Annotated in this window: 10 protein-coding genes; 6 read left to right on the top strand and 4 right to left on the bottom strand. The window is 73.5% G+C overall.

What is annotated here, in order from left to right:
- The first annotated feature begins 213 nt into the window (after positions 1 to 213).
- Both Pdca_RS21735 and galT read left to right on the top strand, forming a co-directional pair.
- The gene (locus Pdca_RS21735; protein ID WP_085914657.1) at positions 214 to 1,008 is read left to right on the top strand and encodes a DeoR/GlpR family DNA-binding transcription regulator; all 795 of its coding nucleotides are present in this window, start codon (positions 214 to 216) and stop codon (positions 1,006 to 1,008) included.
- Between the two features lie 8 nt (positions 1,009 to 1,016).
- Positions 1,017 to 2,099 carry a galactose-1-phosphate uridylyltransferase gene (gene galT, locus Pdca_RS21730; protein ID WP_085914688.1) on the top strand — a complete coding sequence of 361 codons (1,083 nt, stop codon included), beginning with the start codon at positions 1,017 to 1,019 and terminating at the stop codon, positions 2,097 to 2,099.
- Positions 2,100 to 2,183: 84 nt separating this feature from the next.
- Here the strand turns inward: galT and Pdca_RS21725 are convergent, their stop codons facing one another.
- On the bottom strand, positions 2,184 to 3,359 hold the full coding sequence (locus tag Pdca_RS21725) for a C40 family peptidase (RefSeq protein WP_232021106.1): 1,176 nt from the start codon (positions 3,357 to 3,359) through the stop codon (positions 2,184 to 2,186).
- 590 nt (positions 3,360 to 3,949) lie between these two features.
- On the opposite strand from Pdca_RS21725, the gene Pdca_RS21720 reads away from it, so the two are divergent.
- The gene (locus tag Pdca_RS21720) at positions 3,950 to 5,410 is read left to right on the top strand and encodes a glycosyltransferase family 2 protein (protein ID WP_158092253.1); all 1,461 of its coding nucleotides are present in this window, start codon (positions 3,950 to 3,952) and stop codon (positions 5,408 to 5,410) included.
- Between the two features lie 167 nt (positions 5,411 to 5,577).
- Here the strand turns inward: Pdca_RS21720 and Pdca_RS21715 are convergent, their stop codons facing one another.
- Positions 5,578 to 6,756, bottom strand: a complete 1,179-nt coding sequence (locus Pdca_RS21715) for a CaiB/BaiF CoA transferase family protein (RefSeq protein ID WP_085914659.1) — start codon at positions 6,754 to 6,756, stop codon at positions 5,578 to 5,580.
- Between the two features lie 82 nt (positions 6,757 to 6,838).
- Between Pdca_RS21715 and Pdca_RS21710 the strand changes: the two genes are divergently transcribed.
- Positions 6,839 to 7,576, top strand: coding sequence for a GntR family transcriptional regulator (locus Pdca_RS21710; RefSeq protein WP_085914690.1), 738 nt, complete (start codon positions 6,839 to 6,841; stop codon positions 7,574 to 7,576).
- A gap of 65 nt (positions 7,577 to 7,641) precedes the next feature.
- Here Pdca_RS21710 and Pdca_RS21705 read toward each other — a convergent pair whose 3' ends face one another.
- Both Pdca_RS21705 and Pdca_RS21700 read right to left on the bottom strand, forming a co-directional pair.
- Complete coding sequence (locus Pdca_RS21705) at positions 7,642 to 8,379, bottom strand: IclR family transcriptional regulator (protein WP_085914660.1); 738 nt, start codon at positions 8,377 to 8,379, stop codon at positions 7,642 to 7,644.
- Positions 8,379 to 9,755: an SLC13 family permease gene (locus Pdca_RS21700; RefSeq protein ID WP_085914661.1), complete on the bottom strand. Its 1,377-nt coding sequence runs from the start codon at positions 9,753 to 9,755 to the stop codon at positions 8,379 to 8,381. Before Pdca_RS21700 ends, Pdca_RS21705 begins: the two co-directional genes overlap by 1 nt.
- A gap of 155 nt (positions 9,756 to 9,910) precedes the next feature.
- Between Pdca_RS21700 and Pdca_RS21695 the strand changes: the two genes are divergently transcribed.
- Entirely contained in the window at positions 9,911 to 11,077 is a 1,167-nt protein-coding gene (locus Pdca_RS21695) for a pyridoxal-phosphate-dependent aminotransferase family protein (RefSeq protein WP_085914662.1), read from the top strand.
- 49 nt (positions 11,078 to 11,126) lie between these two features.
- Positions 11,127 to 14,096: an FAD-binding and (Fe-S)-binding domain-containing protein gene (locus Pdca_RS21690; protein ID WP_085914663.1), complete on the top strand. Its 2,970-nt coding sequence runs from the start codon at positions 11,127 to 11,129 to the stop codon at positions 14,094 to 14,096.
- Positions 14,097 to 14,099 lie beyond the last annotated feature (3 nt).

Raw genomic sequence — 14,099 nt, 5'->3', positions numbered from 1 at the left:
GGCGGTCTCGCACAGGTCCATCTCGGACGCTCCTCGCCGTCGAGTAGGCATCGCGCTCGGTTACGTTGCGCAAATCAACGCACAAGATAGACCGAAGACGGACAGAAGTGAACACTCTCTCCCGTTCGATCTTTCGATCGGGCGTCCCGCAGTTGCTCCACGTTCGGTTTTGTTGCAACCTGTGCGGGTGATGCTCTTCTCGGACGTGCTGTCGTGAGCCTGCTCGCGGAGCAGCGGCGCGAGGTGATCGTGGAGCGGGTGCGTGCCCACGGCGCGGTCCGGGTCTCCGAGCTGGCCGAGCACCTGGGCGTGTCCGAGATGACGGTCCGGCGCGATCTCGACGTGCTGGCCCGGCGCAGGCTGGTGGACAAGGTGCACGGCGGTGCGACGGTGATCGGCGACCACACCACCACCGAGCCCGGCTTCTCGGCGAAGGCGGTCCGCGAGCCCGCGGAGAAGGAGGCGATCGCCGCCGCGGCGGCTGCGCTCGTCGAACCCGGGGCCGCGGTCGGGCTGTCCGCCGGCACGACGACCTGGCGGCTGGCGCACCGGATCGCCCGGATCCCGCGGCTCACCGTCGTCACCAACTCGCTCGCCGTCGCCGAGGCGCTGCACACCGGCGGGGCGGAGTCGGTGGGTTCCACCGTGATCCTCACCGGTGGGGTGCGCACGCCGTCCGAGGCGCTGGTCGGGCCGGTCGCGATCGCCGCGCTGCGCTCGCTCAACCTGGAGATCGTGTTCCTCGGCGTGCACGGGATGAGTGCCGCGGCCGGGTTCTCCACACCGAACATGACCGAGCGGGACACCAACCGGGCGCTGGTCGACGCCGGCCGGCAGCTCGTCGTCGTCGCCGACCACACGAAGTGGGGCACCGTCGGCATCTCGACGATCGCCGAGCTGGGGGAGGCCGACGTGCTGGTCACCGACTCGGGTCTGGCCGACGTCGATCGGGCGGTACTCGACGGTGAGGTGGACCGCGTGATCGTCGCCGGACCGGAGGAGACGTGATGGAGACCGTGCGCCGCTCGGCGACCCGGCTGGCCGACGGCCGGGAGATCCTCTGGTTCGACGAGCCCGGATCGCCGCCCCGCGACCCGGCCGGTCTGGTGGACCGGCGCGACCTGCCCCGGGTGACGCCGGCCTCGCAGCTGCGCTTCGATCCGCTGGCCGGCGAGTGGGTGACGATCGCGGCGCACCGCCAGGACCGCACCTACCAGCCGCCCGCCGACCGGTGCCCGCTGTGCCCCAGCCGGGACGGCAAGCTCACCGAGGTGCCGTCACCGGAGTATCAGGTGGTTGCATTCGAGAACCGGTTCCCCTCGTTCGGCTCGGCGCCGGGCGCGCCCGTCCCGGAGCCGGCCGGGGATGCTCCGCACGCGGAGTCCGGGCGCTGTGAGGTGGTCTGCTTCACCGACGACCACGACACCCCGTTCGCCCGGCTGCCGGCCCGTCGGGTCCGGCTCGTGCTCGACGCCTGGGCCGACCGCACCGCCGCGCTGGGCGCCCGGCCGGGGGTGCGGTACGTGTTCCCGTTCGAGAACCGGGGCGCCGAGATCGGGGTGACGCTCGCGCACCCGCACGGTCAGATCTACGCCTACCCGTACCTGCCGCCGTTCCCGCAGCGGATGCTCGCCCAGGTGGCCGCGCACCGGGAGGCGACCGGGGAGAACCTGTTCGACGTCCGGCTGGCCGCCGAGCGGGCCGGGGAACGGGTCGTCGTCGCGGGGGAGCACTGGACGGCGTTCGTGCCGGAGGCGGCGCGCTGGCCGGTCGAGGTGCACCTGTATCCGCACCGTCCGACGCCCGATCTCCCGGCGCTCGACGAACCGCAGCGCGCCGAGTTCGGCACGATCTACCTGGACGTGCTGCGCCGGCTCGACGCCCTCTACGACGACGAGCTGCCCTACGTCGCGGGCTGGAACCAGGCCCCGGTGCTGGAGTCCGACGGTCGTTCCGACGCCCGGCTGCACCTGCGGCTGCACTCGATCCGCCGGGCCCCCGGGAAGATCAAGTACCTGGCGGGATCGGAGTCCGGGGCCGGGGCGTTCATCTCCGACGTGCTCCCCGAAGCCGTGGCCGAGCGGCTGCGGGGCCGGTAGGGCGCGGAGTACCGGGGCCGGACATGCGTCGAGGCCGGGTCCCTCCCCAGGGACCCGGCCTCGGACGTCGTACGGAACGCCGGGTCAGACCCGGATCGCGTTGTGGAACGGCATCGCGTCGACGTCGGAGTACTTGACCGGCTCGCCGCTGGTCGATGCGTGCAGGATCTTGCCGTTGCCGGCGTAGATGCCGACGTGGCTGACCGGCGAGTAGAAGAACACCATGTCGCCGGGCTTCAGCTCGCTCTTGGAGACCGACTGGCCGCCCATCTGCGACTGCGCGCTGGAGGTCCGCGGGAGGTCGATGCCGGCCTGCTCGAAGGCCCAGACCATCAGGCCGGAGCAGTCGAAGGCGCTCGGCCCGGTGGCGCCCCACTTGTAGGGCGCGCCGAGGGCGGTCTTCGCGGTGGTGAGCGCCTGGATGCCGGCCGAGGAACCGCTCACGTCGCCGACGGGGCCGCCGCCTCCGCCGCTGCCACCGGCACCCGATCCGGCGCCCCGGCCCGCGTTGTTCGCGGCGCGCTCACCGGCGCGGGCGCGCTCCTGCTCGGCCCGCTCCTGGGCCTCCTGCTGGGCGGCGACCGCGGCGATGCGGGCGGCGTCGGCCTGCTCGAACGCCTGCGGTACCGCCGCGGTGGCCTGCTCCAGGCCGCTTCCGAGGGTGGTCGCGGCCTCGCTGGTGCCTGCGCCGCCCTGGTCGGAACCGGCGGCGGGCAGCGACAGCGTCATCGTCGCCTCGTTGTTGACGCCCGCCAGGTCGACCCCGGCCGCCTGCTCCTCGGTGGCCTGGTCGCCGGGGGTGCTGACCGCCGTGACGACGCCCATCACCGCGGTGGCGCCGACGAGGGTCGCCGACATGGTCGCGGCCACCGCGCGCGGGTTGCGGCCGAACGGCCCGGTGTCGGAGGTGCCGCGGACCAGCCCGATGGCCGATCGCGAGGTGACGCCGGCCGGGAGGTCCCGGGAGACGATCGAGTCGCCGTCCGCGGCGACCGGGGCGTCGCCGGCGGGGACCGCGGGGAAGCCGGTGGCCGGGGTGTCGATCTGCTCGATCGCCGGGCCGAAGGCTCCGGTCCCGGCGGCCCTGGCGGCCCGGCGGCCGCCGGAGGCGGGGGTGTCGAAGCCGGCCTCGGAGTAGCGGGACAGCAGCTCGGCCGCGGAGATGCCGGCACCGGAGTCGCGGTCGCGGCGACGCCGGGGGCTGCCGATGTCGGGGAGCTCGGTCGCGGGGGTCTCGACCGGATTCAGTGCAGTGGTCATTCGTGGTTCCTCGCCGCCACGGGCCCTGCTCCGGCTCTCGAGCCGGATGCGAACCCGTCCCCGCCGCGTGCTGGTGGGCGCCAGGGGGAGTGTCGGCAGGCGGGGTTCGGACGGCCGACCAGGCGCACCAGCCGACGTTTCGTCGGCCAGCACGAAGGACCGTAACCGCTCCGTGACTCAGGTGCCTGTCAGCCTCGCCGCGCATGCGACGAGCGGCGCGTCCTGCGCGATCCGCGTGCAGAACGGCCGCCGAACGGTGGGCGCACTGCGCCGTTCGAGGTAATCGAGGCGGATTCTGCGACGAGCGGTCGGTGCGACCGGGTGACGGTCCGTGCGCCGGATCGGCCGATGGGCCGGACGGCGCAGGGCGGCCGTTCGCACGGCCGCTCGGGCCGCGGATGGCGGTGCGACGGTGTCGGAAATCGGAGGCTCTGCCACGATCGTGTCGACGGCCGGGTCCGTGCGGTGCCGAAACACGCACCGGAGCCGGCCCGAGCGAACCACGAGACGACGCGCCACCACCCGCGCCCTTCCGGGCGGGTCGGCGGGATCTGAACCGGACCGGACATCCGGTACGTATCCACCACCACATGTCGACACACACACCGGAGGTCCCTGCAGTGCCGGACCGATCACCCGGCCCGATCTGGGTCGGGGAGACCGCCCACCGGCGCGCCCCGGGCGGGCCGCCCGGGGTGGGCCTGCACGTCCACCCGCGGTTCACCGCCGCGCGTCTCCTGGTCACCGACGCGGGCGTGCCCGTCGGCCAGGTCGACGTCGCGCTGACCGACGGGCGGGCCACCGCGGCCGAGATCGACCGGGCGACCGCCGCGGTCGTCGCCGGCGCCCCGCCGGATCCGCCGCCGGCCTCCGACGAGCCGATGACCGTCGTCGTCGCGACCCGCGGCCGGCCGGAGAGCGTGCGGCGCTGCCTCGCGGCGATCCTGGCCGGTGACCACGCGGCCGTCACGGTGCTGGTCGTCGACAACGACCCGCCGGACGATCGCACCCGCGACGTGGTCGCCGCGGTCGGCGACGACCGGGTGCACTACGTCCACGAGCGCAGGCGGGGGGTGTCGGTCGGCCGCAACCGGGGGCTGGCCGAGGCGCGGACCGAGGTCGTCGCCTTCACCGACGACGACACCGAGCCGGACCGGCACTGGGCGTCCCGGATCGCGGGCGCGTTCGCCGCCGATCCCGGGCTCACCGGGCTCAGCGGCCCGGTGCTGGCGGCCCGGCTCGACACCCCGCAGGAGCGGGCCGCGGACATCGCACTGGCCTGGAACAAGGGATTCACTCCGCGCCGGTTCCGGCTCGACGACCCGCCGGTGGACTCGGCGGTGTTCCCGTTCTCGCCCGGCCTGTTCGGGATCGGCGCGAACCTCGCCGTGCGGGCCCGGCGGGTCCGTGAGCTGGGCGGCTTCGACGAGGCACTCGGCCCGGGCCGGGCCACCCGCGGTGGCGAGGACATCGAGCTGATGGTCCGGATCGTGCTGGACGGCGGCACACTCGGCTACCTGCCTGCCGCCTACGTGTGGCACCACCACCGTCCCTCGGACGGCGAGCTGCGCACCCAGCTCGGCGGCTACGCACTCGGGCTCGGCGCGTTCCTCGGCAAGGTCGCGCTGGACGGGCCGGCCCGCCGGCTCGCGCTGCGCCGGTTCCCGGCCGGGATCGCGCGGCTGCGCGAGATCGTGCGCCGCGAGTCGGCCGGTGTCGCGCAGGACGATCCTCCGGAGCCGGACACCGCCGGCTCCGCGCCCGGTCCGGGACCGGCCCGGGCCGGTACCGACGGTGGCGAGGCGGATGCCGCCGCGGGCACCGGGCCGTCCGCGGTGGCGGTGGCCGAGGCGGCGGGGGTGCCGGCGGTGGCCGAGGTGCCGGCGGACCCGGAGGAGCGGCGGCACGAGACCGTCGCGCTGCCGGACGGTGCGGCGGCCCGGAAGCTGCGCGGGCTGGCCGGTGGCCCGGTGCTCTACCTGCGCACCCGCCGGCAGGTGCTCGCCGAGGGCGGCAGCTGCCCGCCGCTGACCGCGCCCGGCCGGCACTGACCCGGCCGGCACTGACCCGGCCGGCACTGACCCGGCCGGCGGCGGGCCCGGTCGGCCCGGGTGTGCCGGCTGGGTCCGGTCGGGCCGGGGGTCCGGCGGGCTCGGTTGGCCGGGGGCTCGGCTGTGCGGCGGGCTCGGCTGTGCGGCGGGCTCGGCTGTGCGGGGGCTCAGCGGTCCGGCAGGTCCGGATCCACGGCGGGACCGGCGAGCTCGGCGAGCACGGCGGAGGTCGCCGAGCCGAGTGCGGGGCCGGGGTTCCCGCGCCGGGCCGGGGTGCGGGAGAAGCGCATCGGCGAGCCGAGCTGACGGACCGGCCCGAGCCCGGGGTGCTCGGCCTCCCAGAGGAAGCCGCGCTCGCGCAGCACCGGATCCTCGAACACCTCGTCGTAGCCGGCGATCGGCGCGCAGGGGACACCGGCTGCGTCCAGTGCCGCGCGCACCTCCGTCGTCGGCATCGTGGTCGTGGATTGCTCGATCGCCGCGATCAGCTCGTCGCGTGCCGCCATCCGGGCGGTGCTGTCGGCGAACCGCGGGTCCTCGCGCAGCGCCCCCAGCCCGAGCGCGTCGCACAGCGACGACCACAACCGCTCGGTGTTCGCGCCCACCGTCACGTAGCCGTCTGCGGTGCGGACGGCCTGGTAGGGCGCATAGCGCTGGTGCGCGGAGCCGTGCCGGACGGGCACCTCGCCGTCGCCGAAGTACATCCCGGCCTCCCACACCGCGAGTGACACGCCGGACTCCAGCAGCGACACGTCGATGTGCTGACCGACACCGGAGCGATCCCGCTCGCGCAGCGCCGCGGTCACCGCGAGCGCCACGTACAGCCCGGTGACCAGGTCGCAGACCGGCACGCCGACCTTGACCGGGTCGCCGCCGGGTTCCCCGGTGACGCTCATCAGCCCGCTCGCCGCCTGGGCCATGATGTCCAGTCCGGCGCGCCCGGCGGCCGGCCCGTCCTGCCCCCAGCCCGACGCCGAGGCGTAGACCAGCTCCGGGCGTCGCTCGCGCAGCACATCGGCGCCCAGTCCGAGCCGGTCCATCGCGCCGGGCCGCAGGTTCTCGACCACGACGTCGGCCCGGTCGGCCAGCGAGAGGAAGGCGTCCCGGCCGCGCTCGTCCTTCAGGTCGAGCGCGACCGACTCCTTGTTCCGGTTCAACCGCAGGAACGGGGAGCTCTCGCCGTCCAGGAACGGTCCCGCGGACCGGGTCGGGTCGCCGGCGCCGGGCGGCTCGACCTTGACGACCCGGGCGCCCAGGTCGGCCAGCTGCATGGTGGCGAACGGGGCGGCCATGAAGGCGCCGACCTCGAGCACGAGTAGCCCGGTCAGGGGAGGGTCCGTCGTCATACGGGGTGCTCCTGGTTCCTGCGGCCGCCGCGGCGGCCTGTTATACGGTATACGGGTAGCTGTCCGAATCGAGGTGGTGACGATGACCGCGGTGCAGTCCGGATTGTCGGGGCGGATCGTCGTGCCGCCGAGCATGGCCGATCTCGCGACCGACGCGATCCGGGCGATGATCTTCTCCGGCGAGCTCGCACTGGGCGAGCGGCTGGTGGAGGCGCGGCTCACCGAGCGGCTGGGGGTGTCCCGGCCGCCGCTGCGCGAGGCGCTGCAACGGCTCGGGCACGAGGGGCTGGTCGCCTCGCATCCCCGGCGCGGCGCCACCGTCCGCAGGCTGAGCCGGCACGACGTCTACGAGATCGTGACGCTGCGCGAGGAGCTGGAGTCGATCGCCGTCCGGCTCGGGATCCCGGTGCGCTCGCCCGCCCGGCTGGCCCGCTGCCACGACGCGCTGCGGTCGTTCTCCGAGACCGCCCGCGAGGCCGACGAGAGCCGGTTCCTGCAGCGCAAGTTCGACTTCCATCTCGCCGTCGTCGATCTCGCCGGGCACTCCCGGCTCACCGACGCCTATCGCGCGCTGTCCTCGCAGCTGCAGCTCTGCATGGCGCTGAACCGGACCGCCCGGCGCGACCGGGAGAGCCTGCTGGAGAACGTCGAGCGGCACCGGGAGCTGCTGGCCGTGATCGAGGACGGCGACCCGCAGATCGTGCAGCAGGCCCTCACCGAGCACGGTCACGGATCGTTCCTGCTCGACGTCGTCGATCAGCTCGACGGCGGTAGCCCGGAGTCCGAGGAGTGGCTCGCCCGCCGTCGCGGCCGTTCCTGACCCGGCCGGACGCGACCGGCGGTACCGACCGGCCGGAGCCGTCCGGACCACCCGGCGAGCCGGGCTCATGCGAACCGCCCGGCCAGCCGGGTGGCGGCCTCGCGCAGCAGGGTGGCCGCCTCCTCGGTGCGGTCGGCGAAGAACCGGCTGGTCGGACCGGACACCGAGATCGCGGCCGGGCTCGGCGCCCCGGGGACCGGGACGGCGACGCAGAACACGCCGTCCTCCTGCTCCTCGGCGTCGACCGCGTGACCGGCCAGCCGGATCGCGTCCAGCTCGTCGAGCAGCGTCTCGACGTCGACCACGGTGTAGCCGGTCTGGCCCGGCATCCCGGCGGTCTCCAGCAGCCGCCGGGCCTCCCCGGCGGGCAGCTGCGCGAGCAGTGCCTTGCCCACCCCGGTGCTGTGCAGGAAGACCCGCCGTCCGACCTCGGTGAAGGTCCGCATCGAGTGCCGGGACGGCACCTGCGCGGTGTAGACGGCCCGTTCGCCGTCGAGCACCGCCATGTTCGCGGTCTCGCCGATCCGCTCGGCGAGTGACGCCAGATCCGTCCCGACCCGGGCGCCGAGCAGCCGCGACGCCCGGTCCCCGAGCCCGATCAGGCCGGGCCCGAGGGTGTAGCGGCGGTTGGGCAGCTGATGGACGTGGCCGAGATCGACCAGCGTCCGGACGAGCCGGTGGATGGTCGGCAGCGGCAGCCCGGACGCCTGGGCCAGCTCGCTGACCGAGAGCTCGCCGTCGGATCCGGCGAGCACCTCCAGGATGCCGAACGCGCGGGCGACGGACTGGACCCCGCCCGTCATCAGCCCCAGCCGGGCACGACGAAGATCAGCCAGCTGAGCAGCGGTGCGACGGCGCACATGCTGAAGCCCCAGATCATCAGGCCGCGGAACACCCGGTCGGTCTGCTCGGCCGGCGCGTTCGCGACGACCAGCGCGCCGCTGGTGGAGAACGGCGACGAGTCGACCACCGACGACGAGATCGACAGCGCGATGATCAGCCCGATCGGGCCGATCTCACCGGCCAGCAGGAACGGCACGGCCAGCGGGATCAGCGCGCCCAGGATGCCGGTGGTCGAGGCGAACGCGGAGACGACCGCGCCGATCAGGCAGATCAGGATCGCGGCGAACAGCGGAGCGCCGATCCGGGTCACCAGGTTGCCGAGCCAGTCGATCGTGCCGACCCGTTCCATCAGGGCCACGAACGTCACGATGCCGCAGATCAGCAGGACCGTCGGCCAGGCGACCTGGCCGACCGCTGCCTTCGCCGAGGTCGGCGAGATCAGCGACAGCACCACCGCGACGGTGAGTGCGGTGAAGCCGACGTCGAGACCGAAGGCCAGTGCACCGACGGCCAGGAACACCAGGCCGAGGATGGTCATGATGTGGTCGCGTTCCAGCGGGAGGTGCGCGGTGTCGTCCGGGTCCCCGTCCCCGTTCCCGCTGCCGGTGGTGGTCGTGGGCGCGGTGCGGGAGTGACCGACGGCGCCGCCGCCGAGTGCCACCGAGGTGCCGGGCTCGGCCGCGACCGCGATCCGGCCGGGTCCGCCGAGCGTGGCGTTGTCCGCGGAGCGGCGCATCAGCTCACGGCCGCCGAACATGAAGAACACGACGATGCTGAGCAGCAGGTTGAACACGAACGACGAGACGAACAGCAGCCCGGGGTTGCTGGGCAGCCCGTTCCGGCTGACCACGCCGTTGACGATGCTGCCGAAGATGCTGATCGGCGAGAAGCCGCCCGCGGTGGCGCCGTTGATGATGAGCAGGCCCATCAGCATCGGGTTGATCCGGTAGCGCAGGGCGAAGCCCATCCCGATCGGGGCGATGATCGCGACGGCCGCGGGGACCACCGCGCCCGCCGCGGTCAGTACCGCGGTGACCAGGAACATCACCCACGGGATCAGGGCGATCCGGCCGCCGACGGCGCGTACCGCGAGCTGGACGAGCCGGTCGACGGTGCCGTTCCCCTTCGCGATCGCGAACAGGAACGTCACCCCCACCAGGATGACGAACAGGTCCCCCGGGAAGCCGCCGACGATGTCGTCGGTGTCCTCCCCGACGAACGCCGTCCCGACGACGAAGGCCGCGACGAAGGCCAGCGCCCCCATGTGCACGGGCAGCGCCGTCGCTATCAGGAACACCAGGCCCAGGGCCACGACGGTGATGAGTTCGATGGACATCGTTGATCCTCTGTGGTCGGCATTGACGCAGTCAGGGTTCAGGGATGTTCGGGAAGTACCGTATCGACGGCAGACTGTAGACGGTATACCGTCGATTGCGCGAGACCCGGTTTCCGTGATGCGGAACAGCGGGCACCGAGCGTGGAGGGGAACCCATGACGTACGCAGCCGGCAGGCACTTCCTGCAGATCCCGGGGCCGACCAACGTGCCGGACTCGGTGCTCCGCGCGATGTCGGCGGCCACCATCGACCACCGCGGTCCCGAGTTCGGGGAGCTCGGGGCGCAGCTGCTGCGCGATGTCCGCCCGGTCTTCGGCACCACCGGGCCGGTCGTCATCTACCCGGCCACCGGCACCGGTGCCTGGGAGGCGGCGCTGGTCAACACGCTCAGCCCGGGCGACACGGTGCTCACCTTCGAGACCGGGCACTTCGCCACGCTCTGGCAGGACATGGCGCGCAGCCTGGGCCTCGAGGTCGACTTCGTGCCCGGCGACTGGCGGCACGGCGCGGATCCCGCGGTCGTCGCGGAGCGGCTCACCGCCGACACCGCGCACCGGATCCGGGCGGTCTGTGTGGTGCACAACGAGACCTCCACCGGCGTGACCAGCCGGATCCCGGAGATCCGGGCGGCGATCGACGCCGCGGGCCATCCGGCGCTGCTGCTCGTCGACACCATCTCCTCGCTCGGCTCGATCGACTACCGGCACGACGAGTGGGGCGTCGACGTCACCGTCGCGGGCTCGCAGAAGGGCCTGATGCTCCCGCCCGGGATGAGCTTCAACGCGATCAGCGCCAAGGCGCTCGAGGCGTCGGCCACCGCGCGGCTGCCCCGGACGTTCTGGGACTGGGGCCCGATGCTCGCGGCGAACGAGCGCGGCTACTTCCCCTACACACCGAACACGAACCTGCTCTACGGCCTGCGCGAGGCGCTGCGGCTGCTCTACGACGAGGGCCTGGAGAACGTCTTCGCCCGGCACGCCCGGCACGCCGAGGCCACCCGCGCCGCCGTGCGCGGCTGGGGGCTGGAGGTGCTCGCACTCGACGAGCGGGAGTACTCCGGTGCGCTCACCGCGGTGCTGGTGCCCGACGGCGTCGACGCCGACAAGGTGCGCGCGCTGATCCTGGACCGGTTCGACATGTCGCTCGGCGCCGGACTGGGCAGGCTCGCCGGGCGGGTCTTCCGGATCGGGCACCTGGGCTCGTTCAACGACCTGACGCTCGCCGGGACGCTCGCCGGCGTCCAGATGGGGCTCGGCCTGGCCGGCGTCGCGGTGGACGGGCGTGGCCTGGACGCCGCGCTGGAGGTCCTGCAGGACTCCTGAGCCCGGCCGCCACCGGAGGAGAAGCACCAGCGCGAGAGGACGCCCCCGTATGACCGCCGAGCTGACCGGCACCACCACCGGGCACACCACCACCGAGCACGCTGCCACCGTCCCGGGCCTGGAGCAGGCGCTGCGCTCCCGGCTCGCCGGGGAGGTCGCGTTCGACGACTACAGCCGGCACCTGTTCTCCCGGGACGCCAGCATGTACGCGATCACCCCGCTGGGCGTGGTCTTCCCACGCAGCCACGACGACGTCGCCGAGGCCGTCCGGATCGCCGGCGAGTTCGGCGTTCCGGTGGTGCCGCGCGGGGCCGGGACCAGCCTGGCCGGGCAGACCGTCGGGCCCGGCATCGTGCTGGACACCTCCCGGCACCTGAACCGGATCGTCGAGATCGACCCGGCGGCCCGCACCGCGGTCGTCGAGGTCGGGGTGGTGCAGGACCAGCTCAACCAGGCGGCGGGCGAGCACGGGCTGATGTTCGGCCCGGACACCTCCACCAGTAACCGGGCCACGATCGGCGGGATGCTCGGCAACAACTCCGCCGGCAGCGGCTCGCTGACCTTCGGGATGACGATCGACCACATCCGGGCGCTCGACGTGGTGCTCGCCGACGGCTCCACCGCCCGCCTGGAACCGGTCGACGAGGCCGAGCGGCTGCGCCGGGCCGAGGCGGACACCCTGGAGGGCCGGCTCCACCGGGAGCTGCCCGCGCTGGTCGACGCGAACGAGAAGGCGATCGCCGACGGGATGCCGCTGTTCTGGCGGCGGGCCTGCGGCTACCGGCTCGACCGGCTCGCCGGCTACGGCGACGCGAACCCGTTCGACCTGGCGAAGTTCGTCGTCGGTGCGGAGGGGACGCTGGTGCTGGCCACCCGCGCGGTGGTTGATCTGGTGCCGAAACCGAAGCGGACCGTGTACGCGGTCGGGCACTTCGCGACCGTGCACGGGGCGATCTCGGCGACCCTGGACGCGCTGAGCTGCGCGCCGCACCAGGTCGAGATGATGGACAAGACGATCCTCGACCTGTCCCGGCAGAAGATCGAGTACGCCGACCTGGGCAATCACCTGGTCGGCGATCCGGCGGCGCTGCTGTTCGTCTCGTTCTCCGGTGACGACGAGCCGGAGCTGGTCGCCAAGCTGGACGCGCTCACCGCGCTGTGGGAGCGGCACGGGCACGGTTACCACACGCTGCGGCTGGTCACCCCGGCCGAGCAGGCCGCGCTGCTCAAGGTCCGCAAGTCCTCCCTCGGCCTGCTGATGGCGGCGGGTGAGGGCACCCGGCGCCCATTGGCGTTCATCGAGGACACCGCGGTCGCGCCCGAGCACCTGGCCGAGTACACCGAGCGGTTCGCCGCGATCCTCGACGAGCACGGCCTGGAGGCCGGGTTCTACGGCCACTGCTCCGTCGGCTGCCTGCACATCCGCCCGTTCGTCGATCTCACCGACCCGGAGCAGGTCGAGACGATGCGGGTGGTCGCCGAGAAGATCAAGAACCTGGTCGCCGAGTACGGCGGCGTCAACTCCTCGGAGCACGGCGACGGTCTCGCCCGGTCGGAGTTCAACCGGGAGATCTTCGGCGACCAGCTGTACGAGGCGATGCGGCAGGTCAAGGCGCTGTTCGACCCGGCGGGCGTGCTGAACCCCGGGAAGATCGTGGACGCGCCGCCGATGACAGACAACCTGCGTGACCGGGACGCACTGCCGCCCGCCCCGCCGCTGACCACGGCGCTGTCGTTCGAGGTGATCGGCTCCGGATCGGCCTCCGGCATGCGCGACGCGGCCGATCGCTGCATGAACATCGGGCTCTGCCGCAAGACCACCGCCGGGGTGATGTGCCCGTCGTACCAGGTCACGCTGCAGGAGGAGCACTCCACGCGGGGGCGGGCGAACGCACTGGTCAAGGCGCTGTCCGAGCCGGATCCGGCGGCCGCGCTGGCCGACGAGCGGCTGCACGAGATCCTCGATCTCTGCCTGATGTGCAAGGCCTGCAAGAGCGAGTGCCCGATGGGCGTCGACATGGCGTCGCTGAAGTCCGAGGCGCTGCACCAGCAGCACGCCCGGCACGGCACCCCGCTGCGGTCCCGGCTGTTCGGCGCGATCCGCACGCTGAACCGGCTGGGCGCGGCGACCGCGCCGGTGTCCAACCTGCCCGGCCGGATCGGGTTCCTGCGCCGGATCATGGAGCGCACGGTCGGGATCACCGCGGCCCGGCCGCTGCCCCGGTTCGTGCGCGACGACCTGGTGCGCCGCCGGCGCAGGCACAGCCCGGCCCGGGGGACCGCGGGCACCGTCACCTGGCTCGCCGACTCCTTCACCACCTACACCGAGCCGCACATCGGGGAGGCCGCGATCGAGCTCCTCGAAACCGCGGGCTGGAACGTGCAGCTCGCCTCCGGTGGCTGCTGCGGCCGTTCCAGCCTGTCCAAGGGCCTGCTCGACGACGCCCGCCGCAAGGCCTCCGGCCTGGTCGCCTCGCTGGCCAGGGACACCCCGGCCGGGTCGCCGATCGTGGGCTGCGAGCCGTCCTGCGTGTTCACCCTGCGGGACGAGACGATCGCGCTGCTCGGCGACTCACCCGAGGCGCAGCAGGTCGGGAAGCGGGTCCGGCAGGTCGAGGAGCTGCTGGTCGAGGCGATCGACGACGGCAGGCTGGTGCTGCCGGAGCGCTCCGGGCTGAGCGGGCGGCGGGTCGTCTACCACGGCCACTGCCACCAGAAGGCCGAGGTCGGCACGGCCGCGACGCTCGCGCTGCTGCGCCGGATCCCTGGCCTGGAGGTCGCGGAGATCGACTCGGGTTGCTGCGGGATGGCCGGCTCGTTCGGCTTCGAGGCCGAGCACTACGCGACGTCGATGGACGTCGGCCGGGACCGGCTGTTCCCGGCCATCGAGGCCGAGTCCGCGGACACCCTGGTCGCCGCCACCGGCGTCTCCTGCCGCCAGCAGATCTTCCACGGCGTCGGGCGGACGGCATGGCATCCGCTGGAGCTGGTGCGCCAGGCGCTCGGCGGACGGGGCTGACGG

The organism is Pseudonocardia autotrophica (assembly GCF_003945385.1).
Taxonomy (GTDB): Bacteria; Actinomycetota; Actinomycetes; order Mycobacteriales; family Pseudonocardiaceae; genus Pseudonocardia; species Pseudonocardia autotrophica.
Note: the sequence above shows the minus strand (reverse complement) of the source record. Positions and strands in the feature narration are given on the sequence as shown.